The organism is Rhodococcus (subgen. Prescottella) equi (assembly GCF_003013675.1).
Classification (GTDB): Bacteria; Actinomycetota; Actinomycetes; order Mycobacteriales; family Mycobacteriaceae; genus Prescottella; species Prescottella equi.
Map to the genome: position 1 here is coordinate 17,680 of NZ_CP027794.1, position 21,274 is coordinate 38,953.

General features: G+C 69.1%; 44 protein-coding genes. 15 read left to right on the forward strand and 29 right to left on the reverse strand.

What is annotated here, in order from left to right:
* Positions 1-24: 24 nt before the first annotated feature.
* Positions 25-243 carry a hypothetical protein gene (locus C7H75_RS24535; RefSeq protein WP_217451377.1) on the reverse strand — a complete coding sequence of 73 codons (219 nt, stop codon included), beginning with the start codon at positions 241-243 and terminating at the stop codon, positions 25-27.
* A 1-nt stretch (position 244) separates the two neighbouring features.
* On the opposite strand from C7H75_RS24535, the gene C7H75_RS24540 reads away from it, so the two are divergent.
* Positions 245-517, forward strand: coding sequence for a hypothetical protein (locus C7H75_RS24540; protein ID WP_106852090.1), 273 nt, complete (start codon positions 245-247; stop codon positions 515-517).
* 129 nt (positions 518-646) lie between these two features.
* On the opposite strand, the gene C7H75_RS25780 is transcribed toward C7H75_RS24540, so the two are convergent.
* The 19 genes from C7H75_RS25780 to C7H75_RS24630 all read right to left on the reverse strand — a co-directional run bounded on the left by C7H75_RS25780 (position 647) and on the right by C7H75_RS24630 (position 8,544).
* On the reverse strand, positions 647-847 hold the full coding sequence (locus tag C7H75_RS25780; RefSeq protein WP_159026005.1) for a hypothetical protein: 201 nt from the start codon (positions 845-847) through the stop codon (positions 647-649).
* Positions 844-1,059 (reverse strand): hypothetical protein, encoded by a 216-nt coding sequence (locus C7H75_RS24545; RefSeq protein ID WP_106852091.1) that lies wholly within the window; start codon positions 1,057-1,059, stop codon positions 844-846. The genes C7H75_RS25780 and C7H75_RS24545 overlap by 4 nt, the downstream gene beginning before the upstream one ends.
* 34 nt (positions 1,060-1,093) lie before the next feature.
* The gene (locus C7H75_RS24550; protein ID WP_175280077.1) at positions 1,094-1,498 is read right to left on the reverse strand and encodes a WhiB family transcriptional regulator; all 405 of its coding nucleotides are present in this window, start codon (positions 1,496-1,498) and stop codon (positions 1,094-1,096) included.
* Between the two features lie 24 nt (positions 1,499-1,522).
* Positions 1,523-1,699 (reverse strand): hypothetical protein, encoded by a 177-nt coding sequence (locus tag C7H75_RS25785; RefSeq protein WP_159026006.1) that lies wholly within the window; start codon positions 1,697-1,699, stop codon positions 1,523-1,525.
* Positions 1,696-1,947: a hypothetical protein gene (locus tag C7H75_RS24555; protein ID WP_106852093.1), complete on the reverse strand. Its 252-nt coding sequence runs from the start codon at positions 1,945-1,947 to the stop codon at positions 1,696-1,698. The genes C7H75_RS25785 and C7H75_RS24555 overlap by 4 nt, the downstream gene beginning before the upstream one ends.
* Positions 1,944-2,573: a pyrophosphohydrolase domain-containing protein gene (locus tag C7H75_RS24560; protein ID WP_106852094.1), complete on the reverse strand. Its 630-nt coding sequence runs from the start codon at positions 2,571-2,573 to the stop codon at positions 1,944-1,946. Before C7H75_RS24560 ends, C7H75_RS24555 begins: the two co-directional genes overlap by 4 nt.
* A complete protein-coding gene (locus tag C7H75_RS24565) occupies positions 2,570-3,184 on the reverse strand; it encodes a metallophosphoesterase (protein WP_159026007.1) in 615 nt (204 codons plus the stop codon). Before C7H75_RS24565 ends, C7H75_RS24560 begins: the two co-directional genes overlap by 4 nt.
* 305 nt (positions 3,185-3,489) lie before the next feature.
* Complete coding sequence (locus C7H75_RS24575) at positions 3,490-3,825, reverse strand: hypothetical protein (RefSeq protein ID WP_106852097.1); 336 nt, start codon at positions 3,823-3,825, stop codon at positions 3,490-3,492.
* A complete protein-coding gene (locus C7H75_RS24580; protein WP_106852098.1) occupies positions 3,822-4,121 on the reverse strand; it encodes a hypothetical protein in 300 nt (99 codons plus the stop codon). The genes C7H75_RS24575 and C7H75_RS24580 overlap by 4 nt, the downstream gene beginning before the upstream one ends.
* Positions 4,118-4,918, reverse strand: coding sequence for an alpha/beta fold hydrolase (locus tag C7H75_RS24585; protein WP_106852099.1), 801 nt, complete (start codon positions 4,916-4,918; stop codon positions 4,118-4,120). The genes C7H75_RS24580 and C7H75_RS24585 overlap by 4 nt, the downstream gene beginning before the upstream one ends.
* An 82-nt stretch (positions 4,919-5,000) precedes the next feature.
* Positions 5,001-5,234: a hypothetical protein gene (locus C7H75_RS24590; RefSeq protein ID WP_106852100.1), complete on the reverse strand. Its 234-nt coding sequence runs from the start codon at positions 5,232-5,234 to the stop codon at positions 5,001-5,003.
* A complete protein-coding gene (locus C7H75_RS24595; protein ID WP_106852101.1) occupies positions 5,221-5,496 on the reverse strand; it encodes a hypothetical protein in 276 nt (91 codons plus the stop codon). Before C7H75_RS24595 ends, C7H75_RS24590 begins: the two co-directional genes overlap by 14 nt.
* Positions 5,493-5,702: a hypothetical protein gene (locus C7H75_RS24600; protein ID WP_159026008.1), complete on the reverse strand. Its 210-nt coding sequence runs from the start codon at positions 5,700-5,702 to the stop codon at positions 5,493-5,495. The genes C7H75_RS24595 and C7H75_RS24600 overlap by 4 nt, the downstream gene beginning before the upstream one ends.
* Positions 5,699-5,896 (reverse strand): hypothetical protein, encoded by a 198-nt coding sequence (locus tag C7H75_RS24605; protein WP_106852103.1) that lies wholly within the window; start codon positions 5,894-5,896, stop codon positions 5,699-5,701. Before C7H75_RS24605 ends, C7H75_RS24600 begins: the two co-directional genes overlap by 4 nt.
* Positions 5,893-6,330, reverse strand: a complete 438-nt coding sequence (locus tag C7H75_RS24610; protein WP_106852104.1) for a RusA family crossover junction endodeoxyribonuclease — start codon at positions 6,328-6,330, stop codon at positions 5,893-5,895. The genes C7H75_RS24605 and C7H75_RS24610 overlap by 4 nt, the downstream gene beginning before the upstream one ends.
* Positions 6,331-7,524 carry an RtcB family protein gene (locus tag C7H75_RS24615; protein WP_106852205.1) on the reverse strand — a complete coding sequence of 398 codons (1,194 nt, stop codon included), beginning with the start codon at positions 7,522-7,524 and terminating at the stop codon, positions 6,331-6,333. It abuts the gene before it with no gap.
* A 41-nt stretch (positions 7,525-7,565) separates the two neighbouring features.
* Positions 7,566-7,790, reverse strand: coding sequence for a hypothetical protein (locus tag C7H75_RS24620; protein ID WP_106852105.1), 225 nt, complete (start codon positions 7,788-7,790; stop codon positions 7,566-7,568).
* Entirely contained in the window at positions 7,787-7,966 is a 180-nt protein-coding gene (locus C7H75_RS24625) for a hypothetical protein (RefSeq protein ID WP_106852106.1), read from the reverse strand. Before C7H75_RS24625 ends, C7H75_RS24620 begins: the two co-directional genes overlap by 4 nt.
* Positions 7,963-8,544, reverse strand: a complete 582-nt coding sequence (locus tag C7H75_RS24630; RefSeq protein WP_106852107.1) for a hypothetical protein — start codon at positions 8,542-8,544, stop codon at positions 7,963-7,965. The genes C7H75_RS24625 and C7H75_RS24630 overlap by 4 nt, the downstream gene beginning before the upstream one ends.
* Before the next feature lie 181 nt (positions 8,545-8,725).
* Between C7H75_RS24630 and C7H75_RS24635 the strand changes: the two genes are divergently transcribed.
* From C7H75_RS24635 to C7H75_RS24700, 14 genes are all read left to right on the forward strand, one after another.
* Positions 8,726-9,400 (forward strand): hypothetical protein, encoded by a 675-nt coding sequence (locus tag C7H75_RS24635; protein WP_106852108.1) that lies wholly within the window; start codon positions 8,726-8,728, stop codon positions 9,398-9,400.
* Positions 9,397-9,711, forward strand: coding sequence for a hypothetical protein (locus C7H75_RS24640; protein ID WP_106852109.1), 315 nt, complete (start codon positions 9,397-9,399; stop codon positions 9,709-9,711). The genes C7H75_RS24635 and C7H75_RS24640 overlap by 4 nt, the downstream gene beginning before the upstream one ends.
* Complete coding sequence (locus C7H75_RS24645; protein WP_106852110.1) at positions 9,708-9,887, forward strand: hypothetical protein; 180 nt, start codon at positions 9,708-9,710, stop codon at positions 9,885-9,887. The genes C7H75_RS24640 and C7H75_RS24645 overlap by 4 nt, the downstream gene beginning before the upstream one ends.
* Positions 9,884-10,186 (forward strand): hypothetical protein, encoded by a 303-nt coding sequence (locus C7H75_RS24650; RefSeq protein WP_106852111.1) that lies wholly within the window; start codon positions 9,884-9,886, stop codon positions 10,184-10,186. The genes C7H75_RS24645 and C7H75_RS24650 overlap by 4 nt, the downstream gene beginning before the upstream one ends.
* A complete protein-coding gene (locus C7H75_RS24655) occupies positions 10,183-10,401 on the forward strand; it encodes a hypothetical protein (protein WP_106852112.1) in 219 nt (72 codons plus the stop codon). The genes C7H75_RS24650 and C7H75_RS24655 overlap by 4 nt, the downstream gene beginning before the upstream one ends.
* Positions 10,402-10,470: 69 nt before the next feature.
* The gene (locus tag C7H75_RS24660; RefSeq protein ID WP_159026009.1) at positions 10,471-10,662 is read left to right on the forward strand and encodes a hypothetical protein; all 192 of its coding nucleotides are present in this window, start codon (positions 10,471-10,473) and stop codon (positions 10,660-10,662) included.
* Between the two features lie 26 nt (positions 10,663-10,688).
* A complete protein-coding gene (locus C7H75_RS24665) occupies positions 10,689-10,985 on the forward strand; it encodes a hypothetical protein (protein ID WP_159026010.1) in 297 nt (98 codons plus the stop codon).
* Positions 10,982-11,533 (forward strand): hypothetical protein, encoded by a 552-nt coding sequence (locus tag C7H75_RS24670; RefSeq protein WP_106852115.1) that lies wholly within the window; start codon positions 10,982-10,984, stop codon positions 11,531-11,533. Before C7H75_RS24665 ends, C7H75_RS24670 begins: the two co-directional genes overlap by 4 nt.
* A complete protein-coding gene (locus C7H75_RS24675) occupies positions 11,530-11,760 on the forward strand; it encodes a hypothetical protein (RefSeq protein ID WP_106852116.1) in 231 nt (76 codons plus the stop codon). Before C7H75_RS24670 ends, C7H75_RS24675 begins: the two co-directional genes overlap by 4 nt.
* Entirely contained in the window at positions 11,757-12,782 is a 1,026-nt protein-coding gene (gene nrdF / locus C7H75_RS24680) for a class 1b ribonucleoside-diphosphate reductase subunit beta (protein ID WP_106852117.1), read from the forward strand. Before C7H75_RS24675 ends, nrdF begins: the two co-directional genes overlap by 4 nt.
* Positions 12,782-13,135, forward strand: coding sequence for a hypothetical protein (locus C7H75_RS24685; protein ID WP_106852118.1), 354 nt, complete (start codon positions 12,782-12,784; stop codon positions 13,133-13,135). The genes nrdF and C7H75_RS24685 overlap by 1 nt, the downstream gene beginning before the upstream one ends.
* A 2-nt stretch (positions 13,136-13,137) precedes the next feature.
* Positions 13,138-13,557, forward strand: coding sequence for a cyclic-phosphate processing receiver domain-containing protein (locus C7H75_RS24690; RefSeq protein WP_106852119.1), 420 nt, complete (start codon positions 13,138-13,140; stop codon positions 13,555-13,557).
* Positions 13,554-14,105 carry a hypothetical protein gene (locus C7H75_RS24695; RefSeq protein WP_106852120.1) on the forward strand — a complete coding sequence of 184 codons (552 nt, stop codon included), beginning with the start codon at positions 13,554-13,556 and terminating at the stop codon, positions 14,103-14,105. The genes C7H75_RS24690 and C7H75_RS24695 overlap by 4 nt, the downstream gene beginning before the upstream one ends.
* Before the next feature lie 319 nt (positions 14,106-14,424).
* Positions 14,425-15,090 carry a hypothetical protein gene (locus C7H75_RS24700; RefSeq protein ID WP_106852121.1) on the forward strand — a complete coding sequence of 222 codons (666 nt, stop codon included), beginning with the start codon at positions 14,425-14,427 and terminating at the stop codon, positions 15,088-15,090.
* 57 nt (positions 15,091-15,147) lie between these two features.
* Here C7H75_RS24700 and C7H75_RS24705 read toward each other — a convergent pair whose 3' ends face one another.
* The 9 genes from C7H75_RS24705 to C7H75_RS24745 form a co-directional block, all read right to left on the reverse strand.
* The gene (locus tag C7H75_RS24705; RefSeq protein WP_106852122.1) at positions 15,148-15,861 is read right to left on the reverse strand and encodes a hypothetical protein; all 714 of its coding nucleotides are present in this window, start codon (positions 15,859-15,861) and stop codon (positions 15,148-15,150) included.
* Positions 15,862-15,878: 17 nt separating this feature from the next.
* A complete protein-coding gene (locus tag C7H75_RS24710) occupies positions 15,879-17,129 on the reverse strand; it encodes a hypothetical protein (protein ID WP_106852123.1) in 1,251 nt (416 codons plus the stop codon).
* Positions 17,126-17,461: a RyR domain-containing protein gene (locus tag C7H75_RS24715; RefSeq protein ID WP_106852124.1), complete on the reverse strand. Its 336-nt coding sequence runs from the start codon at positions 17,459-17,461 to the stop codon at positions 17,126-17,128. Before C7H75_RS24715 ends, C7H75_RS24710 begins: the two co-directional genes overlap by 4 nt.
* A 2-nt stretch (positions 17,462-17,463) precedes the next feature.
* Positions 17,464-17,733 carry a hypothetical protein gene (locus C7H75_RS24720; protein WP_106852125.1) on the reverse strand — a complete coding sequence of 90 codons (270 nt, stop codon included), beginning with the start codon at positions 17,731-17,733 and terminating at the stop codon, positions 17,464-17,466.
* Entirely contained in the window at positions 17,720-17,998 is a 279-nt protein-coding gene (locus C7H75_RS24725) for a hypothetical protein (RefSeq protein WP_106852126.1), read from the reverse strand. The genes C7H75_RS24720 and C7H75_RS24725 overlap by 14 nt, the downstream gene beginning before the upstream one ends.
* Positions 17,991-18,248, reverse strand: coding sequence for a hypothetical protein (locus tag C7H75_RS24730; protein WP_106852127.1), 258 nt, complete (start codon positions 18,246-18,248; stop codon positions 17,991-17,993). Before C7H75_RS24730 ends, C7H75_RS24725 begins: the two co-directional genes overlap by 8 nt.
* On the reverse strand, positions 18,245-18,556 hold the full coding sequence (locus tag C7H75_RS24735; protein ID WP_106852128.1) for a hypothetical protein: 312 nt from the start codon (positions 18,554-18,556) through the stop codon (positions 18,245-18,247). Before C7H75_RS24735 ends, C7H75_RS24730 begins: the two co-directional genes overlap by 4 nt.
* Positions 18,557-18,590: 34 nt before the next feature.
* Positions 18,591-19,574, reverse strand: a complete 984-nt coding sequence (locus C7H75_RS24740) for a hypothetical protein (RefSeq protein WP_106852129.1) — start codon at positions 19,572-19,574, stop codon at positions 18,591-18,593.
* A gap of 78 nt (positions 19,575-19,652) precedes the next feature.
* Positions 19,653-21,221 carry a UvrD-helicase domain-containing protein gene (locus tag C7H75_RS24745; protein ID WP_106852130.1) on the reverse strand — a complete coding sequence of 523 codons (1,569 nt, stop codon included), beginning with the start codon at positions 21,219-21,221 and terminating at the stop codon, positions 19,653-19,655.
* Positions 21,222-21,274: the final 53 nt, after the last annotated feature.

A 21,274-nucleotide genomic window follows, 5' to 3' on the forward strand; every position in this document is an offset into this window, starting at 1 on the left:
GTTGTTCTCCTGCAGAAATGGTGGTTATCGGCGGATGCGGCGGGTGCCGTACCAGGCGCCGGCGCCGACGATCGCGAGAAGGGCGATCAGGAAGACCAGGGCGCCGATCGCGCCGAGCGGGTTCACGCCGCCGCCGACCGTGTGCCGCGTCCAGGTCATAGGCCAGTAGTACGAGTGGAAGTAGCCGCCGCCGGGCGTGTAGTACGGCGCCCACATCGAGCCACCCGAGTAGTGGTTGTTCACGATGACGGTCTGGCTGCGGCCCGAGCCGATCACCGTGCGGTTGTTGACGATCGAGGTTCGGTTGCCGCTGTTCGTGTTCGTCACGGTCGAGCTGCTACCGGTCGGGGCGGGCTTCGACGTCGGGGCGGCCTGCGTTGTCGAGGGCTTCGGCGCGGAGCTCTGCGGCGGCGCCGTGGTGCTCGGCTTCGGTGCGCTGGACGGTGCGGCCGTGGCGCTCGGCTTCGGGGCGCTGCCCGTTGTCGCCGCCGACGACGCGCCAGAGGACGGTTTCTGAGTCCCCACCGTCCCGCTGGACGCCTTCGGTGCCGGGGCCGACACCTTGGGCGCGGCAGCCTTCGGGGCCGCTGGGGCGGGACGTGGGGCGACCGGCGCCGGCGCGGCCGCAATGATCCGCGCCGACGCCTCAGCTGCCAGTAGTGCCAGGCTCACCTTCCGCCCCCTCGTCCCATTGCTTTCCTGTGATGTCCTTGTGCAGCACCCCGTGTCCGGGCGGGTGTACGCAGTCGAGCAGCCACGCCCCGGACTCGCGCTGCACCTCGCGGCGGGCCGTGCAGACCTTCGTCTTCGGCGGCCCGCTCAGCGACGGGTGGTCAGCGGCGCTCACTTACCGGCAGCCGCCAGCCAGCGGAACAGGGCGTCACGCACCTCGGGGGACAGCTCGGCCGCCGACGGGAACGTCGTGTTGTCGGTGAAGTGCTCCTTCGGCCGCGCGACCTCGATCGACCAGCCATATTCGCTGTCGAAGTTCATGGCGGTCACGGCGTAGTCGCCGCTGCTCTCGGGGGAGTCGACGCTGTCGGGAACGGAGGTAAGCATGAGGAGCTGAGGGCCTTTCGAGGGGGTAGGGGGTTTACGCCGCGGCGCGGGCGCGGTCCTTCGACGCTGCCCGACCTGCGGAAAGACACGCCTTGCAGGCACGGGAGATGCGTCCGTGGTGGATGGACCAGCGGGTGTTCTCGGGGGTGAAATCGTGGTCGCGGCCGCACTTCTTCTTGCGAAGCTTGCTGCGGTCGAAGCCGATCGGGTAGCCGTCGGCGTCGAGTTCGATCTGGTGCTTCTCGGACATGGGCTGGCCGAACTTCACGCCGCCCCAGACGCCGTCCTCTTCGCCGCGTTCGGTCGCGTCGGTGAGGCACTGGCGGCGAAGGCTGCACCCCTCGCACACGGCCTGGGCCTTGTCGAACTTCTTGTGATCGGTCGCGGCGGGGAAGAACAGTTCGGGGTCTTCGTTACGGCAGGGGGCGGGGCTGCTCACGGGGTCCAATCGGGTTGCGGTGGCCTACTTCACGCGCCGGTATCCGTGTCGGGCGCTGGCAGTGCGCCGGGTTCGGGCCGGGTCGGGTGCCCACATCGGGGGCTGGTGTCGGGGCTTGCTGGCCTGGGTGTACTGCTCGACGATCTGGTTGAACCGCTCCATCGCGGCACGCATGTCGCGGGTCGCCTGCGCGAGGCTCACGTCGCGGCCGCCGCTGCGGCGCGGTTGCGTTCCTCGATCGCGTTCCGCAGGTACACCGCGAGGTCAAGCACTTCCTCGTACGCGTCGAGCAGGCTGTCGCGGCCGTTTCCGGGCTGCAGGGTCGTCCCGTACTTGCCGAGGCCGAACTCCTTGCGCTGCTGCAGGTCGACGCTCACGAGGTCGTGCGCGGACGGCCCATCGTTCGCGACCGGCGCCGGCAGGTTGTTCAGGCCGTGCAGGGCGCTCACGCGGCGACCGGCTTCGGCAGCGGGGTCGGGATGTGCACGTCGTACATCTCGAAGATGCGGCGATGGTTCGGGCCGACCCAGCCCTCGGGCTTGATGTTCTTACCGTCGGCGCGGTAGATCGGCTTCCCGTCGGGGCCGAGCTTGCGCATGTTCGCGGCGTGCACCTCGTCGAACAGGGCCTTGAACGGCGGCAGGCCGAGGTCGCGTGCAGCGAACCGCACCTCGACGAGCAGCCGGTTCAGCCACTCCTCGATCTGCGCCATGAGCTTGAGCGCGTCGGGCTGGCCGGGGAACACCCGGCGGGACAGGAACTCGTGCTCGGCGTACAGGTACGGGCGCATCGCGCCGCCGAGGCCGACGATTTCGGTCGCGTAGCCGCGCGGGTTGTAGCGCAGGCCGTACGCGTGCAGGGTGCCGTGCGCGATGTATGCGGTGTCCACGAGGCCGTCGGCGACCTCGAGCACGTCGCTCAGGGCGGCGGCGTCGATCGTCTCGTCGAACTCTTCCTGCAGCAGCTTGACGCGCAGCTTGCGCAGCTTGAGCGTCGGCATCGTGAGGTCCGTGTGGATGGGATGCCCGAATACTCGGGCGTACTCGCCGACCGCGTCGTGTTCGCGGATGGTCATGCGGTGAAGTCCTTTTCGCGCTCGTGGATCATGCTGTAGACGGTGTCGAGGGGGACTGGTTTCAGGCCCCAGGCGTCGGGGCCGATGTGCAGGCTCCGGGCGGCTGTCCAGTGCTGGTCGGTGTGGATGTGCCCGTGCAGTAGCCAGTCGTCGCCGTTGTCGTGCAGGCGTGTCTCGGGGTACCGGTCTTCGGTGCTGTAGCGGTCGCCGTCGCCCCGGTACGGGAAGTGCGACAGCCACAGCCGAACGCCCTTCATGCCGGGGATGCGTAGGCTCGCAGCGGTCGTCACGGACGCGAAGACGTTGGTGAACAGGGGGAGCCGTTCGAGGGCGTCCCGGTTCCGCGGGTGCGGGGTGTCGTGGTTGCCGAGGATGTAGTCGATGCGGAAGAACTCGGTGAGCGGCGCGATCTTCTTGAGCGCGAGGGCTTCCTGGCGGTGTGTGCCGCTGCTGAGGTCGCCGCAGATGATGAGTCGGTCGCCGAGGCTGAGCGTGTTCGCGATGCCCGAGAGGATAGCGAGGTCGTGCGCCTCGACGGTCGGGAAACCGCGGTGGACGGTCGCGACGGTCCGATGCCCGAGGTGGAGATCGGAGGTCACGTAGTCGGCCACGCGGTTCCCCTTTCGTCGTGATTCGGTGGGGCGAACTTCCCCGTTACGCAAGAGGTTACGCGATGTTGCGCGGTAACAATGCGCATTCTGGGGTGAACTCCGTCACACTCGCCGCTCGAGTCCTGCAGCCAGACTCTCGATGCGGTAAACGAACTCGTCCCACGACTCGCCCGGCCGCACCCCCTCCCGCGCCGCCTCCTGCAGGGCAGCCCGACGAGCGCGCATATACCGCTGGTGCCGGGCCTGCGCCCGCTGCACACGAGCGAGCGCACGAAACCGCTTCCACGCCTTCCACCTGCGCACCACTACAGATCAACCTTCACGAGGTCGAGCACCACCGAACTGCGGCCCCGTGCACCACCGCTGCTCAGCTGCGCCTGTGCCAACTTCCAGTAGTGGCCGTTCCCGTCCGGGCCGAACACGCTCGGCGCGATACCGGGGCCGACCGCGGCGGGCAACAGCTTCGTCATGGGCAGGGCCATCTCGCGGGCCGCCTGCCTACGCAGGTCGCGCGCTTCGGTACGCATCGTTTCGGGGCCGATGCTGCCCGCGAAGTGCGTCGCCGCATAGTTCGCGACTTCCTCGAGGGCGTCGGCGACCCGCAGGCGCTTCTGAGTGTTCGCGTCGGGGGTGTCGCTCACTCGGCCCCCTTCCGGCGCCCGTACAGCTCGGGCAGCACGTAGAAGCGGAACGTGAAGTACCAGACGAACCCGCCGCCGTAGACCATCCCGCCGATCCAGTGCAGCAGCGTCGACTCATCGTTACTGCCGCGCAGCAGCATCGCCGCGAAGATCGCCAAGGCGAGAACGAACGCGCTGCGCGGGTTCGGCTCCCAGCACGCGCGACCGATCTTCTTGGCGCGCTCACGGGTACGGCCCCACAGCTCGGCGAGGGCGGGGCGCCGCGTCCACCACCACTGCCGTAGCCGCGCCCTCACGCCGCCACCTGCGCGGCCGCGGACTTCTCCGACGCGATGATCAGGCGCGCGAGGCGGTCGAGGCGCGACTCCGTCGACAGCGGCAGGCGCTTCGTGTACGCGTCCGTGTGCTGCCCGCCGGCGAGGTAGCCGATCAGGCCGCCGACCGCGTCAGCCCACTGGACCAGCGTGTACGGGCCTTCCTGCTGCCAGTCGCCCGTGCGGATGCGGCGCAACACGTCGTTGCCCCACACCTCGAGGTCGTCGGCGGCTGCGTACGTGAGCAGGTCGGCGAGGGGGCGCAGCGGCGACCGGGCCGGGCACGCGGCGATCGCGTCGGCCGGGTTCACGACCTCGAATACCGGCAGCGTGGGCCACTCGCCATGCTGCCCGGCGATGCCCCAGCCCTTCGCGACGCCGTCGATGCTGTCACCCAGCGCGCGCAGAGGATTCGCGACGAGACCAGCGAACGCGGGCACCGGCACCTCACCCTTCGCGGCGAGTTCGAGGTACCGCGAGGCGACCATCGAGCCGAGGCTGTAGCCGACGAGGCCGAACCGTTCGCCGGTCGCGTCGCAGTACCGGGCGAAGACGGACAGCTCCCTGATGCCAGCCTCGATCGACTCGGCCATGCTGACCTTGCCGAGGACGTTGTTCTCGGCGTTCGCGGGGCCGATCGCGGCCGGGTAGTTGACGCCGACGCAGTCCATGCCGGCGGCGGTGAGCTTCGCTGCGACACCGGAGAGCAGACCGTGCACCTCACTGGTCGCGTCGGGCGCCTTCTCCGAGGTGCCGCGGAGGAAGAAAACGAGTGTCAAGCTGGGAGAACCTTACAGACGGGCCGCCACACGATGAACGCGCCGACGACGAGAAGGGTGATGCAGAGAATCAGGCCGCCGGTCATGCGCCTGCTGCGGGGGAGCCGCTGAGCAGGCCCTCGGTGACGAGCTTGCCGAACTTCGCGGCGGCTTCCTCGAGGGTCTGGTCGATCGAGGCGGCCTGGTTCGCGGGGTCGATCAGGCTGACGAGGCGGGCGAGCTGGTCGCCGATGTAGAGAGCTGCGTGCACCGATGCGGCGATCGGGTCGCCGGAGATGGTCGCGACAGCAGCGGCGCGGTGGTCAGTGTTCTCCATCTGGAATCTCCTGGGGGGCTTCGGATGTGATGCTCGCGAGTTGCATGTCGAGCAGGGACAGGGGCTGGATGCCGAGGCGTTCGGGGTCGGTCTCCCCGGCGAGGGCGGCGAGGACGTGCCCGAAGTGCATGAGGGTGACGTCGGCGCGCATCTGCGGTGTCTGGTTGCGGGGGATCGTGCCGATTGCCGCGGCGAGCTGTTCGGCCTTGTGGTTGAGGACGATTGCGGCGACCTTGTTTCGACGTTCGGGGCCGTCGATCATTCGGTTCTCCTGTGCGGTCGGTGCGTTCGGGACCAGGCCCGGAACTCGTGGAAGGTCAGGTCGACGCAGGTTGCGAGGGCGGTGTTTCGGCTGTCGGGGACCACGCGGGCCTTCGTCGTGAAGGTGTCGCCGCACGGGCAGGTGTGCGACGTTTCGAGTACCTGCCCGAGCTTGTCGGCGAGCAGCCCGGTCACGGGCAGTCTCACTCGCGGGTTTCCCGGCCGTCGAGGCTGTGATGCGAGACGAGCCACCCCATCGAGCCGTCCGGGCGCGGCACCGGCGACGTCGTCGGCCCGCACAGGCAGTCGTCCGAGGTGTCGTGCTCCACGAGGTCGTTCACCGGCGTGACGTGCACTTCATCGGACGGTTCGTCGTAGCCTGCGACCCAGCGGGCGCTCACCCGCCGACCGCGACGTCGTCGAGGCCGTACGCCCGGTCCGGCCGCCACGCGATCAGCACGCCAGTCTTCTCGCCCAGCTCTGCGATCCGCTTCCGCACGTCGAGGTGCGTCACCTGCGAGTCCGCGTCATACGCGTGCCCGTCGATGCCGTCGAGCACCGCGCGCGTCAGCTTGTCGAGGTCGGGCCGCTTCACCGCGGGCGGCGTCGGCCGCGTCTTCGGGGTTGCCTGCGGGCGCGGCATGACGAACCGCAGCGTGACCGACACCGGGCCGGGGAGCGGCGCCGAGTGCAGGGCCGCAACCTTCGCGATCGCGGCCCTGAACGGCTTCACGCCCTTCGACGACTCGGCGAGCACCGGCTTGCCCTTGCGCATCCCCTTGAACGACTTCGACCCCTGCGGGGCGGGCCGGGACGGGACGAAGAACTCGGGCAACTAGGTGCCCTTCACGTTCATCAGCTGCCGCAGCTCGTGCAGCACCTCGACGAGCGGCGCCGAGTCAGCGATCACGACGTCGATGTCCTTGTACGCGTCAGGGATTTCGTCGATCCACGCCTCACCGTGCCGGTACTCGATGCCCTTCATGCGGTCGGCGAGGTCGGCCTCGGTGAACCGGCGCTTCGCCTCCGCGCGGGAGAACACGCGACCGGCACCGTGTGGCGCCGAGTTCAGGGACGCCTTGTTGCCCTTGCCGCGCACGATGTACGACTTGGTGCCCATCGAGCCGGGGATCAGGCCGAGCTTGCCCGCTCGGGCGTCGATCGCGCCCTTCCGGGTCAGGTAGGTGTGCTGGCTGTCGTCGCCGACGAGGAACGTCGACTCGGTGTAGTTGTGGTGCGCGTTGATTCGCTCCACCTCGACGTCGAAGCGGTCGACGCCGAGCCATTCGGCGAACACGGTGACGTACCGGTCCATCATCTCGTCACGGTTGTACGCGGCGAACAGCTGCGCCCAGTTCAGGGCGCGCAGGTAGGCGTCGAACTTGGGGGTGTTCTCGACAAGGAACGCGTGGTCCTTGTGCTCGAGCTGCACGCCGGCGGCCGCGCACTGCTCCTGTGCCGCACGGATGAAGTGCTGCGCGATCTTGTTGCCGACGCCGCGGGAACCGGAGTGCAGGAACAGCCACACGTGGTCGCGTTCGTCGAGGCACAGTTCGATGAAGTGGTTTCCGCCGCCGAGGCTGCCCAGCTGCTCGCGCCACTTCGGGGAGTGTGACAGGTCGACGCCGAGGTTCCGGGCGAGCCGGTCGAGCTGCGCGATGCGGCCCGCGGTGTGCGCGAACCGGGTCGTGTCGGCGTTGTAGTTGCCGGGCGACAGGGGGATCGCGGCCTCGATCGCTTCGCGCAGGTCGGCGAGCGTGCACGCCTTGCCCATGCGGACGGGCTGCTCGTAGCCACGAGCCTGCACCGTGTACGTCTCGGCGTTGCGGTCCAGATCGGCCTTCGTGTAGCGGGTTTCGACGGCGATCATGCCGCAGCCGATGTCGACACCGACCGCGGCCGGGATCACGGCGCCGCGGGTCGGAATCACGGTGCCGACGCTGCTGCCCTTGCCGACGTGCGCGTCGGGCATGAGGGCGACGTGCGGGTGCACGAACGGGAGGCGGGCGAGGGCTTCGGCCTGCTCCATCGCCTTTGGGTCGAGGATTGATGCGAACGAAACGACTTCGGTCACGGGCGGTGCTCCTTCGGGTCGATCACGCCGACGACGACGGGCGGGCCGTCGACGGGGATGCGGATACACACGACCTTCGCGTCGTGCTTGCGGGCGTAGTTGACGGCAGGCACCTCGCGAGTGAAGGTGCGTCGGCGGTTGTCGCGGGCGGTGCCGCCCATGTCGAGTTCGACGGCGTCGCCGGTCTGCCGGTACAGGACGTAAAGGTCTGTGGCGCTCACGGTTCCAACTCCACTTCGGTATCCGGGGGCAGGATCAGGTTCTCGACGCCGCGCGCGGTACGGCAGCGCAGCCGCACATGCGACGCCTTCACGTCGACGTCCAGCAGCATGTAGATGCGGCGTTCGTGCCGAATCGTCTTGCCCGCCTGGTTGTATCGGAGGTCTTTCGCCTTCACGCCGCGGCTCCCGTCTTGCCGGTCCGAACGCAGTTGATGCAGTTCCCGGCGCTGTGGTGCCGCACCTGGCCGTGCTTCCGGCCCATCGCGCGGCCGCAGGTGCCGCAGGTCTCGGGTACCGGCGTGCGGAGCGGGCGCAGGCTGCCGGTGCGGCGCGCGGTGCTGTAGCAGCCCCGGCAGAGCGGCGAGTTCGGGGTCGCGCGGTGCACCGAGTCGATACCGACGACGTTCTCGTCCTCTTCGGTGCGGAACGGGCGCGTGCACACGGCGCAGGCCGACGTCGTCGCGGTCGGTGCGTCGCCGTCGGGGTAGGCGAGCGCGGTGAGCGCCTGGTGGGTCTCTGCGTCACCGCGGCACTGGATGCCCGCCCAGATGCCGCCCGAGGCGACGATGGGGTGCGTAACGGGGTCGGCGTAGAGCAGGGTGCCAGCGGAGAGGGCTTCGCGTGCACACTCGTCGATCGGGCGGGGGCAGCTGGTGTGGCACGCGTTGCGCGCCCACGTTGCGCCGAGCCAGGTTTCGGCTTCTCCGGGCTGTGTGTAGCGGTTCGGGTGCTGCTGGCAAGGGGTCAGTGTCACGGGGGCTTCTGTGGGGAGGGGCGTACGCGGTATGTGATGTCCGGTCGAGTATCCGTTACGCGTACCGGGTTCGTCAATCTGCGTACATGTGCGTAACATGCGTACCGCGGGGGCGACCCGGAAAACAGGCCGACGACCCGCTCCCATGCGTCTCACGTTTTGACCCACAAAGGACACCCGAATGACACCCGCACCGAAGGCCAACGTCGCCGGCGGGGGCACGCGCAGGCTGATCAAGGCCGCGCAGACCCTCGCCCGCCGACACGACTACCTGCTCAAGTGGATCGAGAAGCAAGGCCCCGGCCCCGCGAAGACCAGCAACGAGCGGATGCAGCGCGCCGAGGCGGCCGCCCTCGAGGAGGTGCTCGCGTACTTCCGCGACACGAACCTCGCACCGAACATCGGGTTCAAGGCCCGGTATCGCGCGTACCGGCACACGCTGCCCCGACGCGAGCACCAGCCTGATTTCGTGCCGTCGACCGGGCATAAGGGCGTCCTCGAGGACCACCAGTTGTTCGAGTCGGTGCTCGGGCTGAGCGGTGAGCTGATCTACGTGTGCACCTGCAGCAAGTGGTCGGGCGCCGACCTTGCCGCGCACCAGCTGGCCGAGCTGACGGATGCCGGGTACGTGGTTGCGGCGATCCCGGATGCGGACAACCCGAGTCCGGCGCTGTGGGAGACGGCTTACAACGTGCAGGACGACCTGTCGCGGGTGCCGTCGAAGGACACGCTGCGGATCGCGACGGAGATTGTCGACGTGTACTTGAACGGGCAGGACCATGAGACGGTGCACGTGCTCGGGCATGATGCCGCGGTCGCGAAGTGGAAGGCTGCGGCGAAGAGGGCTGCAGCATGAGCGCCGTCGACATCATCGCCTCGCATCAGTACAAGCCTGACGGGCAGCTGCTCGGCACGCGGTGCACCCACATCGAATGCGACTGGTTCGTCCCCGCGAGCACGCCCTTCACGGACATGCTGACGAGCTACGGCGAGCACGTCGAGGCTGCGCTCAGCTCCGCGGGCCACGTGATCGTCGAGCTGCCCGAGGTGGCACGGTCTGCGCGGTACGACGCTGAGGTGTCGATCGAGGGGCCGGGCCTGGATGGGGCGCACGAGCTGACCGACGACCCCCGCACCACCAGCGAGCGACGGAAGGCGGGGGCATGACCTCGACTGTCAGCAGCAACACGGACGTGAACTACTGGGTGGATGCGAAGTTCGGCCGGTACCTGGTCGGCAACGACAAGGACAGGGCGATCAGATACCGCGACAAGTTCCAGCCTGACGGCGTCGTGCGGAAGACGACTGTCGTCACGACCTGCGTCAGCGAGGTTGTCGCGTGAGCGGCAGCGTCTACGAGTTCCGGTGCAGGCAGGTGTTCAACGTGTTCGGTGCGCCCGGCATCCCGAACACCTATGAGGCGTGCCTGTACCGGGACGGCCGCCGCATCAAGCGGGTGACGTCGTGGCGTCGGCGGAAGGTCGAGCAGCAGTGCATCGTGTGGCGCGACCTGTACGACGCCGTGCCGAAGGGCGACGCCCCGAAGCCGCGGCCGAAGGTGAACGGGCCGTGCGGGCGTGGTGTGTGCGCTGCACCGGCCGGGCACGCCGGTAACTGCGACGAAGCGAGCGGCTGGGCATGAGCCTCGTCTACATCCGCACCGCGTACGCCGTGCCTGCTAAACGCGGCCGCCGCATCCGCTACACCGGCGACACCACCCCTCGCACCGGCACGATCGTCGCCGCCGCCGGGCAGTACCTCCGCGTCCGCTTCGACGACGAGCCGCGACGCATCCACTCACTCCACCCGACCTGGAAAGTCGAATACCTCGAGGAGACCCCCGATGAGCAGGCGTGAACACACGTTCTGGCTGGCCCTGATCGGCGCAACGCTGATCCTCGCAATCACGCTGTGGGCGGCGTTCGGATGAGCCGCCGCGACACCGCAGTCGACGCCGCGGCCGCGTACACGTACGACGCCGCCGTCGGCAGCATCGACCGGTTCCCGCCGTGGCCCGAGCTGACCGAGGGCGAACGCGATGTGTGGCGCAACGAGATTGCGCCGATTGTCGACGTCGTGCTCGCCTCGATCGGCGACGCCGCAGCTGCTGCCGCGTGAGCGGGTACACGCCGTGGCACCCGTCGATGCAAACCGACGAAGCCCGAGCGGCAGTGCAGGAGTGGGCGGCCCGCGCCACCTTCCACGACCCGCACGACCCCGAGATGCTGATGTGCCTCGACAAGGGCGACATTGTGTCCCGCTACCTGCTGCTCCTGCACCAGCGTGACCACGAGCGGCGCAGCACTGCCGAGCATCACGCCGCCGAGCTGCGGCGCCTGCGCGAGACGGTCGCGGCCGCGGGGCGGTGGTGGGACCACTGCCGCAGCCTGCGCCGGCGCGGACGCAAGACAGCCAACCTGACTGACATGGAGACGAATTGAGCACTACCCTGACCGCTGCCGACATCGCCGTTTCGGCGCTCGACGAGCTGATGCAGCGGTCGAACCAGTTCCGCAAGTACGCGATCACGGAGCGCGACACCAACGCCCGGCTCGGCACTGTGTCGCCGCCGTACCTGCGCCGCGACGTCGTGCACGCGTTCGTGCTCACCGAGTCGGCGCCCCGCGGCATCGCGGTACCGCTCGATCGGACGCTCAACATGTCGATCGCTGTGCGGTTCAGGGATTTGTGCCAGTCGCCCGCATGGTTCGAGCACATGCACATCGCGCCCGCGATGCAGGCTTTCGCCGAGAAGCTCGACTACGAGGTGGCGAAGTTCGCGCGCGCCAACGGGGAGGGCGATCCGATCGCGCTCGCGTCGGCGCCGCTGCCGATCGGCTTCCCCGGCCTCCCGCCGGGACGCGAGGCTGTCGCGACCGGTGAGGGCGTATCGCTGCGGGCCGTGATGCAGTACGACATCGGCAAGATGAGCGAGGTCGTCAGCCTGGATGTGCTGTACGGGCTGCGCGTGATCGAAGGTGCCGCATGAGCGCGCCCGAGCACCCGCACGACTGGGGCCGCATGGGCGTCGAGGTCGTCAAGCACAGCCAGCGCGGCGACCTGATCGCCCGCACGGTCGAAACCCAACTGCACCTCGTAATCGCCCCGCTCGCATCGCAGCCGCAGTCCCGGCTCTGCGATCCCGAATACCTACGCCTGCAGGCGGACGCGCTTCTCGTGCTCGCCTCGACGATCGAAACCGGAGGACAACCTTGACCCGCCCGCCCCTCGTCCGAGCAGCATCGGCGATCAACTGGAACCGCGTCCCGGACGAGAAGGACGCGGAGGTGTGGGATCGGCTGACCGGGAACTTCTGGCTGCCCGAGAAGGTGCCGGTGTCGAACGACATCCCGTCGTGGGAGACGCTGACGCCGGCGGAGCAGCAGCTGACGATGCGCGTGTTCACGGGCCTGACGCTGCTCGACACGATTCAGGGCACGGTCGGCGCGGTGTCGCTGATTGCGGATGCGACGACGCCGCATGAGGAGGCGGTGCTGACGAACATCGCGTTCATGGAGTCGGTGCACGCGAAGTCGTACAGCTCGATCTTCTCGACGTTGTGCTCGACGCGGGAGATTGACGAGGCGTTCCGCTGGTCGGAGGAGAACCCGTATCTGCAGCGTAAGGCGCAGATCGTGCTCGACTACTACAACGGCACCTTCACGACCGGCGGGCTGACCATCCCGGCCGCGACCGCCGACAATCGCCGACTGGTCGCGCTCAAGCGCAAGGCGGCGAGCACGCTGCTCGAGTCGTTCCTGTTCTACTCGGGGTTCTACCTGCCGATGCACTGGGCGTCGCGCGCGAAGCTGTCGAACACCGCCGACGTGATCCGGCTGATCATCCGTGACGAGGCCGTGCACGGGTATTACATCGGCTACAAGTACCAGCGCGGCCTCGAACAGGTCAGCGCGGCCGAGCGTGACGAGCTGCAGGGCTGGGTGTACGAGCTGCTGCACGAGCTGTACGCGAACGAATGCGACTACACCGCCGAGCTGTACGACCCGATCGGCCTGACGGAGGACGTGAAGGCGTTCCTGCGGTACAACGCGAACAAGGCGCTGCAGAACCTCGGCTATGCGGGGCTGTTCGACAAGGCGGATTGCCAGGTGAACCCGGCGATCCTGTCGGCGCTCGCCCCGGACGCGAACGAGAACCATGACTTCTTCTCGGGTTCGGGCAGCTCGTACGTGATCGGCAAGGCGATCATCACTGAGGACGGGGACTGGGACTTCTGATGGATCAGCAGGAGCGAATCGAGGTTCGGGCGCAGGCGCGTCGGGAGGCGTTCGAGGAAGCCGCGCAGGTGCTGCGGCAGGAAGCTCGGGAGCAGTGGGAGCGGGACGCGGGCAGGGCGCCGGGCGCGCAGCTGATCGCGCAGCGCATGGACGTCGTGGAGAAGGTGCTGCTGTCGTTCGCGGGCGCCGAACCCGGCGAGCGGAAGCGGGCCACCGATGCTGCTGCGCTGGACCGGATCGCGGAGGTGATCGCGCTCGACGAGGACGGCACGTGGTGCGACCACGACGGCATCCTCGAGTCAGTCGGGAACGCGGTGCGCGCGACCGGCCGCACGATCGAGAACTGGGAGTGAGCATGGCGGGCAAAGTGATCGACTGGCAGCGCAATGAGTTCGGGTTCGCGCCCGCCGAGCCGATCTGGAAGAACTTGTTCGTCGACGACGACCGGCCCGCCCCGGAAGGCTGGATGCTGTTCGGCACGGCCGAGGAAGCGATCGGCGGTCTCGAATCCCTCCGCGGCCGCGGCGAGACGGTGCACCGGCTGTCCCTCGACTTCGACCTCGGGGTCCGGGGCGGTACGACCCTGCCGGTGCTGGAATGGATGCGCGACAACGCGTTCTGGCCGCGCGAGCTGTACGTGCACACCGCGAGCTACGACGGCGAGGCGCTGCTACTCGAAATCATCCGGGAGGACGCGCCGGCGGGCACGCTCCGCGGGTGGGGCTGCAACTACTGGGGCACCGGCCCCGACTCCGTCGAGAGGAATCACCCGTGAGCGTCGAGCCGTCACCGTTCACACGCCGCCCCGTGCCCGCGCGCTCACCGTTCTGGCTGTACGTCGACGACACACGCCGAGCACCCGAACGGTGGGCGCAGCCGACCGACATCACCAAGACACTGGATTCGCACCGCGCGCTGCGCATCGCGATCGACCGTATGACGCTCGGCGACGGCCGTAGTGTCGCCGACGCGCTCGCCTGGATGCGGGACAATCGCTGGTGGCCGACGGCCGTCTACGTGCACGAGACACACCCCGGCGTGTCCCGGTTCATCCGTAGCTTCGTGCGCGAGCACTCGCCCGCGGGCACGTTCGGCGGGGCCGGGCTGCACTGGGGGCCACCCGCTCAGCTTGAACGCGAGCAGCCCGAGTTCAAGGAAACGGCCGAACACCTGAACCTGCGCCCGGACGAGGTCGTGCGCCTCGCGGCCGAGCTGCGCGCCGAGCACGCGGGGCCGGGCGGCCTGCCGTGGTCGAAGCTCACCGACGCGCAGAAGGTGCCGTGGATCGTCCGCGCCGCTCAGTCGCCTGCACGTACCGCTTGAACGCAGCCCGCGCGACATCGGTCACCGTCTCGCCGTTCGCCTCCGCGGCAGCCTTCACAGCCTCCCATTCCTCATCAGGAATGCGGATGGTCCGCTGCTTCGTCTTCGGCTGGTTGGGCACGCGGCCCATCATGCCAGCTGTCATGACAGAAGCACCCCCTTTCGATCGCTCCGTCCCAGGTCACGGTACAGGCGGGTGTCGTGACACCTCGCGGGAATCCAGTTTGCAGGGGTGTCACGACACCTGCTAGCTTTCACGGCATCGGAGGTGTCACGACACCCCCAGTACCGTTTCCATACTGACGAAGAGGTCCCTACCATGATCAGCTCCATCCGTAAGCCCCTTGTCGGCGCCGTTGCCGCTGCAGCTCTGGTTGCCGGCGGTGTCGGCGTCGCTACCGCTACAGCCGCCCCGGCTGACGACGTTCAGCTGACCGCGAGCGATGTCGACACCCCCGACACTGACGAGCCTGCCGCCCCGGCCGCGGGTTCGCTGGGTTCGCTGGACCTCGGTTCGCTGCTCGGTTCGCTGGGCAAGAAGCCCGCACCGGCTCCGGAGCCTGCACCGGCGTTCGCTGCGACCGCGGGCGACGACGTCGACACCGAGGAGCCGGGCACGACCGTTCCGGGCTTCACGGGTTCGCTGGGTTCGCTCGATGTGGGCGGCTCGCTGTTCCTGATCCTGCAGCCGAAGCCGCAGCAGCCTGCACCGGCCGCTGACATCGCGGACGAGGTCGAGGAGCCGGGCACCGAGGAGCCTGTCGAGGAGCCGGAGTACATCACCGGTTCGCTGGGTTCGATCGACTTCGGCGGCTCGATCTACAAGGGCGTGCAGGGCGAACTGCACCCGGCACCGGCCCCGGCGCCGACCGCTGACATCGCGGACGACGTCGACGTCGAGGAGCCGGGCGACGAGGACGACACCGAGGCCCCGGCCACCGGTTCGCTCGGCTCGCTGGACCTGTTCGGCTCGCTGCTCAAGTAGCCAGTAACGACGAAGCCCCCGCACCTTCTGGTGCGGGGGCTTTCTCGTGTTCGGGGGCTACTTCTTGGTGGCCTTGGCGAGGTCGGCGGTGGCGCTGCCGATCGCGGTCAGCAGGTCGGCGGCCGCGGTCACTGCGTCGGGGTCGGCCGACTGCGCGTTCGTGGCGATCGCCTTCCACACCTCATTGATGGCGCGCTTGCCGTTGCGGGCGACCTCTTCGTCGGTCGGGCCGGGTCGGGTCGGGCGCTGCGGGGCGTCGGGGTGGATCGCGGGCTTGGCGGTCTGGAACCACTCGGTGAGGTTGATGCGCGGCAGTGCGGCGACGGTTGCCCGCTGCACGTGTGCGGCGTCGAGCTGGCGGCGCAGGCCGTGCGCGGTGTCGCGCACCTCGTTCAGTTCGCCGTTCAGGCGGCGCAGGCGTTCGAGTCGGCGCTCGGCGCGGTCGGCGTGGGTTTCGCCTTCCTCGCGGAGCCGCTTGCACGCCTTGCGGGCGTCGAGCAGTGCGGCGCGCAGCTCGGCGACCTGTTCCTCGGCGGCCTCGGCGCGCCTGGCGGCCTCGTTGGCGCGGTCGAGGCGCGCTGCTGCGAGGTCGTTCGCCGTGCGGGCGCGTTCGACGGCGCGGTCGCGCTGCGCGGCCAGGTCACGCAGGTGCCCGTCCATCAGGCGCTGCTCGGCAGCCCTCGACGGGCCTTGAAGGTACGGGTTCAGCGGCCGGAAGATCGGGCCGCCGACAGCGAACTCGCGGGCGCCGGTATGTGGATGATCGAACAAGGGTTATCTCCTGGGTATCAGAGGAAAGCGAAGTCGGACCAGCCGAGCGGGTCCGCGGGGTTAGCGAGGAACGCGAGCACGCCCGAACGGCTGAACCGGCCGGTCATGTCGCGCAGCCACTTCGACCCGCCGTCGAGCGACGGGCACTGGAACGCGCTGCAGCTGCCCAAGTCCCAGCAGGCGAAGTGGTGCCGGTGCGCCGTCACCCACACCTGCACGGCGTGCGCGAGGTCGTCACCGCGGACCTGCCCGTTCAGCCACTTCTCGAACCCGCCGGCGTCGTTGCCTGCGATCTTGTGGCCGTGGTTGAACCCCATGCGGATTCCACCGGCGGTCGTCGCGTACACGTTCATCTCGTCGTGCGGGATCGTCCACTGCACGTGGTCGAACTCGGCGCGCTCACGCATGATGCGCTGCAGGGTCTCGGCGAGGAACCCGCCCGCGTTGTCGGCGTCGCCGGTGCGGTTCTTCGGGCCGCCCATGCGCCCGAACTCGCCGTGGTTGCACAGCACCGACACGAACCGGGCCTTCTCGAACTGCGGGAACAGGGTGCGGGCGTACAGCTCCCACGCGTCGAGCGCGAAGTTCATTTGGCCGCGGGTGTCGAGTTCGACCTTGAACAGCTGGTTCGCGTAGTTGCCGTCACAGCCTTCGATCGGGTCGCCGTTGTTGACCAGGAACACCTCGGTGATGTTGTGGTCGAGGCGCTGCCGGTCGAGCCAGCGTTGCGTGTTCTCGAGGCCGTCGGTGAGACGCTGCAGGGTCGCGGCGACACCGGTGTTCCCGCCTTCGGCCTTGCCGCCCTGGATGTCGGCGAGGTTGACGACGGCGGTCACTTCGGGGCCGTCGGTGCGGGCACCTGAGGTGCGGCGGATGCGGCGGGGCAGTCGCCAGTCGCGCATTCGGGCCATGTGGGCCTCGACGTCGGCGGCGGGGAGTAGGCCCTCGGGGCGGCGGCGGAACCGGGCGCTGTACGAGTACAGCTGCACGACGTCGCGCTGCCCGTCGTCGGTGGCCTTCGACTGCTGCCACGTCGACATGCGGACGGTGTCGTCGACGACCTCGAACACGCTCGCGTCGAGCTTGAACAGGGCGAACACTGGCGTCCAGTCGTCGACGATCGGGGCGTCGACGACGACGTCGCGGACCTCGGCGCCGTCGGGGGTGAGGTCGACCTTGCCCTTACCGGCGACGGTGGACACTGCGGTCGGCGCGGTCGCGTACGGGCTTTCGCGGCGGGCGGCGTGCAGTGTCGCGGCGATGCTCACGCGAGGGCCTGCACGATCGCATGGAACAGGCGGTCCTTGACGCGCTCGCGCTCGGGTAGGTCGGCGTACGGCACGAGGCACGGATGCGTCCTGAGGCGCTCGTTCTTCTCGGGGCCGAACACCCAGCCGCGCTCGCGCTTGAACTCGCACCACGACTCGTGCAGCTCCTCGGGGGTGGCGCCGGCGCGCGCCTTCGCGACACCGTCCTCGGCGCTCGCGCGCATCTCCTTCGACAGGGCGGGCCAGTGCCTATTCGCGAAGCCGTCGCGGTTGATGATCTGGACGGCGCGGTTCGCTTCGTGGCAGACGCGTGCGATCTGCCGGTCGGTCATGCTCAGGGGGTCTCACCTCGAGGGGGGTCGGTGCGGGCGGGGAAGACTCGCCGCTGCAGGTCGATCCATTGGCCGTCGGCGGCGCGGGCGCTCACACGGAGGCGCAGGGCGCCGCTCTCTGCGCGGCAGACGATGTGGGTGCGGGTGCCGACCGGCACGCGGGCCGCCTTCTCGTCGTGCGCGAGCTGCTGCTCGAGCATCTGGAACAGGCATTCGACGCGCAGGTCGGCGTCGCGGCGGTCGCGGGTCTCGTTCGGGTCAGTCGGGTTCACTGAACATCGTTTCGTCGAACAGGCTGCGGCCGTCGAGGACGCGACGCTGCGGGGCGGACCATTCGCCGCCGATCGGTCGGGCCGTGAACACCTCGAGGATCAGGTCGCCCTGCTCGGCCATGCACCTGTTGATCGCGAGGCCGTGGTCCTCAGGGATCGGCCGTGAGGCGTTGTCGATCGCGAGCGCGAGGGCCTGCTCGAGCGCGTCGAACTGCCAGGCGATCCGGGTGTCGGCGTCGAACCGCGCGTCTTCCGGCTCACCCATCGGCAGGCTCGGGGTACTCGCAGCCGCACCGCGGGGCGAGGTGGTTGTTCAGGGCGGACACGCCGAACGGGAACCGGTGCTTGTCGCGCAGCAGGCGGTGCAGCTGGTTTCGACTGCGGCCCTCGGCAACCCAATCGAGGATGCCGTCGCGGTCGGCGGGCGTTTGCTTGTCGAGCCACTTCCCGACGGCGCACCGCTTGCGGGCTGCAGGCTCGGCGGCCGCGGCCGCGAGGGTATCGGCGATGCTCACCGAGTCATCACCACCTGAGCGTCCGCCGGCGCGGTGATCGTCACGCGCACGGCGTAGTCGCAGTCCTTCGACTGCTCGAGGGCGATGGGCCAGCTCGGCACGGGGTGCGCCTCGGAAGTCTGGCCGACGGCGACCATCCAGCAACCGGAGTCGTTGTCGAGGTCGAGAGATACCTGCATCTGCCCGTGCTTGGACAGGAGGTGGAACTGGGCGCCGTTGTAGGCGTCGTACTCGCTCGGGGTGCCGTCGACGATCACCACGGCGGTGTCGTCGCTGGCACCCTCGAACGAAAACAGCTGAGAGGTCACGCCTTCCGACGCTAAAGGTTTCGGGCGTGGCAGATTATGCAGCGGCGAGCAGGCCCTTGTCGCGCCAGCGGCGGACGGTCTTCTCGTCGCGGCCGACGGCCTTCGCGATGTGTCGAATCGGGCGGGCCTCGGCGAACAGCTGCGCGGCGGCTTCGACGGATGCCTGGTACTCGCTCAGTTCGCCGTTGCGGGCACGTTCGCGGTTCTGCTTGAGGGTGCACGCGTTGCAGCGGCCGCGGGAGTTGTGCCGGACGGTGCCTGCGGGCAGTGCGGCGCCTTCGGGGAGGTCGCGGTCGTAGACGACGGGGCGCTCACACAGGATGCAGTGGGTGACCTTCTCCACCTTCTCGATCCGTCCGCCGGCGGCTTCGGCTTCGGCCGCGAGGTGGGCGGCTTCGGCTGCGCGGCGGGCGTCGGCGACGGCCTGGTCGCGTTTCTTCGCGGCTGCTGCTCGGCGGGCGCGTTCCTTCGCGAGCTTGCGCTCGGCGGCGGCCTTCTGCTTCTTCTCGGTCTCGGCGGCGCGCTCGGCGAGGATCGCGGCCTGCTCGTCGGGGGTGGTGCCGCGCCAGAACGTGCGCGAGGTGTGCCGCTCGTAGCCGACCTTCACGATGCGGGCCTGTGCGACAGCGGTGTTCACGAGGCCCTGCAGGTAGTGGTCGCTGTCGGGTGAGGGGACGGCGCCCATGTCGAAGGTGTCGCCGGACGTGATCAGGCGTTCGAGGGATGCGGCGGCGCGGCGGTCGTTCAGGGGGCGGGGGATGTCGACGTGCGGGGCGACGTGTTCGAGGTAGGTGCCTGCAGTGCAGCCGATGCGTTTCGCGATGAGGCTCGCTTCGGTGACGCCGCTCGCCACGAGGAAGCGGGCGTCTTCGATCCAGTCGGGGACGCGGTCGGCGACGGAGTTCGGGCGGGCGAAGCTGACGGAGTCGGCGCGGCGGCGGGGTGCGAGGTCGGCGGTGGCGACATCCTCGTCAGGCTCCCAGGTGCCGGTGAAGAGGGGGCGGGTGAGGGTTGTCATGCGGTAGGGGCCTTTCTGGATGCTGGTGGCGGCACAGGCGCCGTTTCTGGGCCTGTGCCGCCGGATGGGTGGGGGGGGTTAGCGGGTGAGGGCGAGCGCGCGGTCCATGCGGTTCGTGGCGCCGACCGTGAACGCGGCCGAGACGTTGCGGTTCGCGTCGAGCAGGCGGCCGGGGTTGAGCACCTGCTGCGCGCGGGTGATCGCGACGTACGACAGCATCTGCTCGTCGCGGAGCTTCGCTGCCAGCTCGCGGTTGCTCGGCTCGGTTTCGAGCATGTCCTCGGCGCGGGTGAGGGTGACGGCGAGGCTGTCGTCGAGCAGCACCCGGTCCCACTCGCGGCCCTTCGACTTGTGCGCGGTGCAGATCGTCAGCTCGGCGTCGCGTTCGCTGACGGTGCCGCCGAACGCTGCGCGCAGGTCGTCGACGGTGTGGTCCTCGAGCAGGCTGATGAGGGTCTTCCAGTCGGAGGCGTCGCTCGCTTCTTCGGCGTACTCGACGACCTGCTCCCAGGTATCGAACGCTGCGAAGTCGGCGAAGCTGGGCTTCTCGCCTGCCATCAGCTTCTCGGCGGCGTCGAGGAAGTTCGACGCGTACTGGGTGTCCGCCATGAGGTGCACGCGCTCGCCGCGCTGCAGCGCCTTGATCACCTGCGCGAGGGCGGCGCCGTTCGTGCGGGTGAGGATCGCGTCGAAATCGGCTGCGCCGCGGTCGACGACGGAGTCGAGTCCGGGGTTCCCGGTCAGGCGCAGGTCGTCGCCGAGCGCGCCGAGCATGTGGTTGGCGGCGTCGGCGATGCGGTCGCCGAACCGCCACGAGCGGCTGAGGTTGCCGGTGTGCTCGGCGGGGAACGTCGACATGAAATCCGTTGCGCCGGTGAACCGGTAGATCGCCTGGGCGCTGTCGCCGACGCATACGACCTGCAGGTGCTTCTGGTTCTCGATCACGTCGGCGAGGACCGGGCTAATGTCCTGCGCTTCGTCGACGAACAGGGCGGCACCTTCGGGGCCGAAGATCGGGTACTGCAGTTGCCACAGCTTGAGGTAGTGCGAGTGCGTGAAGGTGCTGCCGGTGCCGTACGGGCTGAGCAGGTCGGCCCACATTGCGCGGGCGATCGGGAGGACGACGTCGACGACGCTCATGTGGCCGTCGCGGTGGATGCCGGTCACGCGGGGGACGTGCTTCGCGGCGATCTGCGGGTCGGCGGTCTTGCAGAACTCGTCGACGGTCTTCGCGGCGTGGCGGCCGAGTACGAACGCGGACAGGTAGCGGCGCTCGCCGTCGGCGCCGGTGAAGCCTGCGCCGCGGATGTTGAAGCGTTCGCGGGTGATGTGGAACGGGACGCGGCCCGCGTTCAGCTTGTCGATGAGGGGCGCGTGGTCGGGGTGCTTCGCGATGTAGTTGAACGCGAGGGAGTGCGCGGTGCGGGCGGCGACGCTGCCGGGCAGTTTGCTGCCTGCTTCCTTCGCGATCGAGGAGTTGAACGCGATGTAGAGGCCGACGCGCTGCTGCTCCTCGAGGATGCCGCCGAGCTGGACGAGGGTGGAGGTCTTGCCGGTTCCGGCACCGGCGCGGACGCGGAGGCTGCCGCCGGTGCGGAAGAGTTCGTGGATGTGGGCCTGTTCGGCGGTAGGGGCGAAGCTCGACATGCTGCTGTCCGTCCGTGAGGTGGGCTTGTGGGGGGCCGGGCCGCGGTGTGCGG

Coding starts and splice junctions, on each gene's coding strand:
- C7H75_RS24540 (WP_106852090.1), top strand. CDS start 245: ATGACGGTCTGGCTGCGGCCCGAGCCGATCACCGTGCGGTTGTTGACG.
- C7H75_RS24545 (WP_106852091.1), bottom strand. CDS start 1,059: ATGCTTACCTCCGTTCCCGACAGCGTCGACTCCCCCGAGAGCAGCGGC.
- C7H75_RS24560 (WP_106852094.1), bottom strand. CDS start 2,573: ATGACCATCCGCGAACACGACGCGGTCGGCGAGTACGCCCGAGTATTC.
- C7H75_RS24590 (WP_106852100.1), bottom strand. CDS start 5,234: ATGGAGAACACTGACCACCGCGCCGCTGCTGTCGCGACCATCTCCGGC.
- C7H75_RS24595 (WP_106852101.1), bottom strand. CDS start 5,496: ATGATCGACGGCCCCGAACGTCGAAACAAGGTCGCCGCAATCGTCCTC.
- C7H75_RS24615 (WP_106852205.1), bottom strand. CDS start 7,524: ATGGAGCAGGCCGAAGCCCTCGCCCGCCTCCCGTTCGTGCACCCGCAC.
- C7H75_RS24635 (WP_106852108.1), top strand. CDS start 8,726: ATGACACCCGCACCGAAGGCCAACGTCGCCGGCGGGGGCACGCGCAGG.
- C7H75_RS24640 (WP_106852109.1), top strand. CDS start 9,397: ATGAGCGCCGTCGACATCATCGCCTCGCATCAGTACAAGCCTGACGGG.
- C7H75_RS24645 (WP_106852110.1), top strand. CDS start 9,708: ATGACCTCGACTGTCAGCAGCAACACGGACGTGAACTACTGGGTGGAT.
- C7H75_RS24655 (WP_106852112.1), top strand. CDS start 10,183: ATGAGCCTCGTCTACATCCGCACCGCGTACGCCGTGCCTGCTAAACGC.
- C7H75_RS24660 (WP_159026009.1), top strand. CDS start 10,471: ATGAGCCGCCGCGACACCGCAGTCGACGCCGCGGCCGCGTACACGTAC.
- C7H75_RS24665 (WP_159026010.1), top strand. CDS start 10,689: ATGCAAACCGACGAAGCCCGAGCGGCAGTGCAGGAGTGGGCGGCCCGC.
- C7H75_RS24675 (WP_106852116.1), top strand. CDS start 11,530: ATGAGCGCGCCCGAGCACCCGCACGACTGGGGCCGCATGGGCGTCGAG.
- C7H75_RS24685 (WP_106852118.1), top strand. CDS start 12,782: ATGGATCAGCAGGAGCGAATCGAGGTTCGGGCGCAGGCGCGTCGGGAG.
- C7H75_RS24690 (WP_106852119.1), top strand. CDS start 13,138: ATGGCGGGCAAAGTGATCGACTGGCAGCGCAATGAGTTCGGGTTCGCG.
- C7H75_RS24700 (WP_106852121.1), top strand. CDS start 14,425: ATGATCAGCTCCATCCGTAAGCCCCTTGTCGGCGCCGTTGCCGCTGCA.
- C7H75_RS24715 (WP_106852124.1), bottom strand. CDS start 17,461: ATGACCGACCGGCAGATCGCACGCGTCTGCCACGAAGCGAACCGCGCC.
- C7H75_RS24725 (WP_106852126.1), bottom strand. CDS start 17,998: ATGGGTGAGCCGGAAGACGCGCGGTTCGACGCCGACACCCGGATCGCC.
- C7H75_RS24740 (WP_106852129.1), bottom strand. CDS start 19,574: ATGACAACCCTCACCCGCCCCCTCTTCACCGGCACCTGGGAGCCTGAC.
- C7H75_RS24745 (WP_106852130.1), bottom strand. CDS start 21,221: ATGTCGAGCTTCGCCCCTACCGCCGAACAGGCCCACATCCACGAACTC.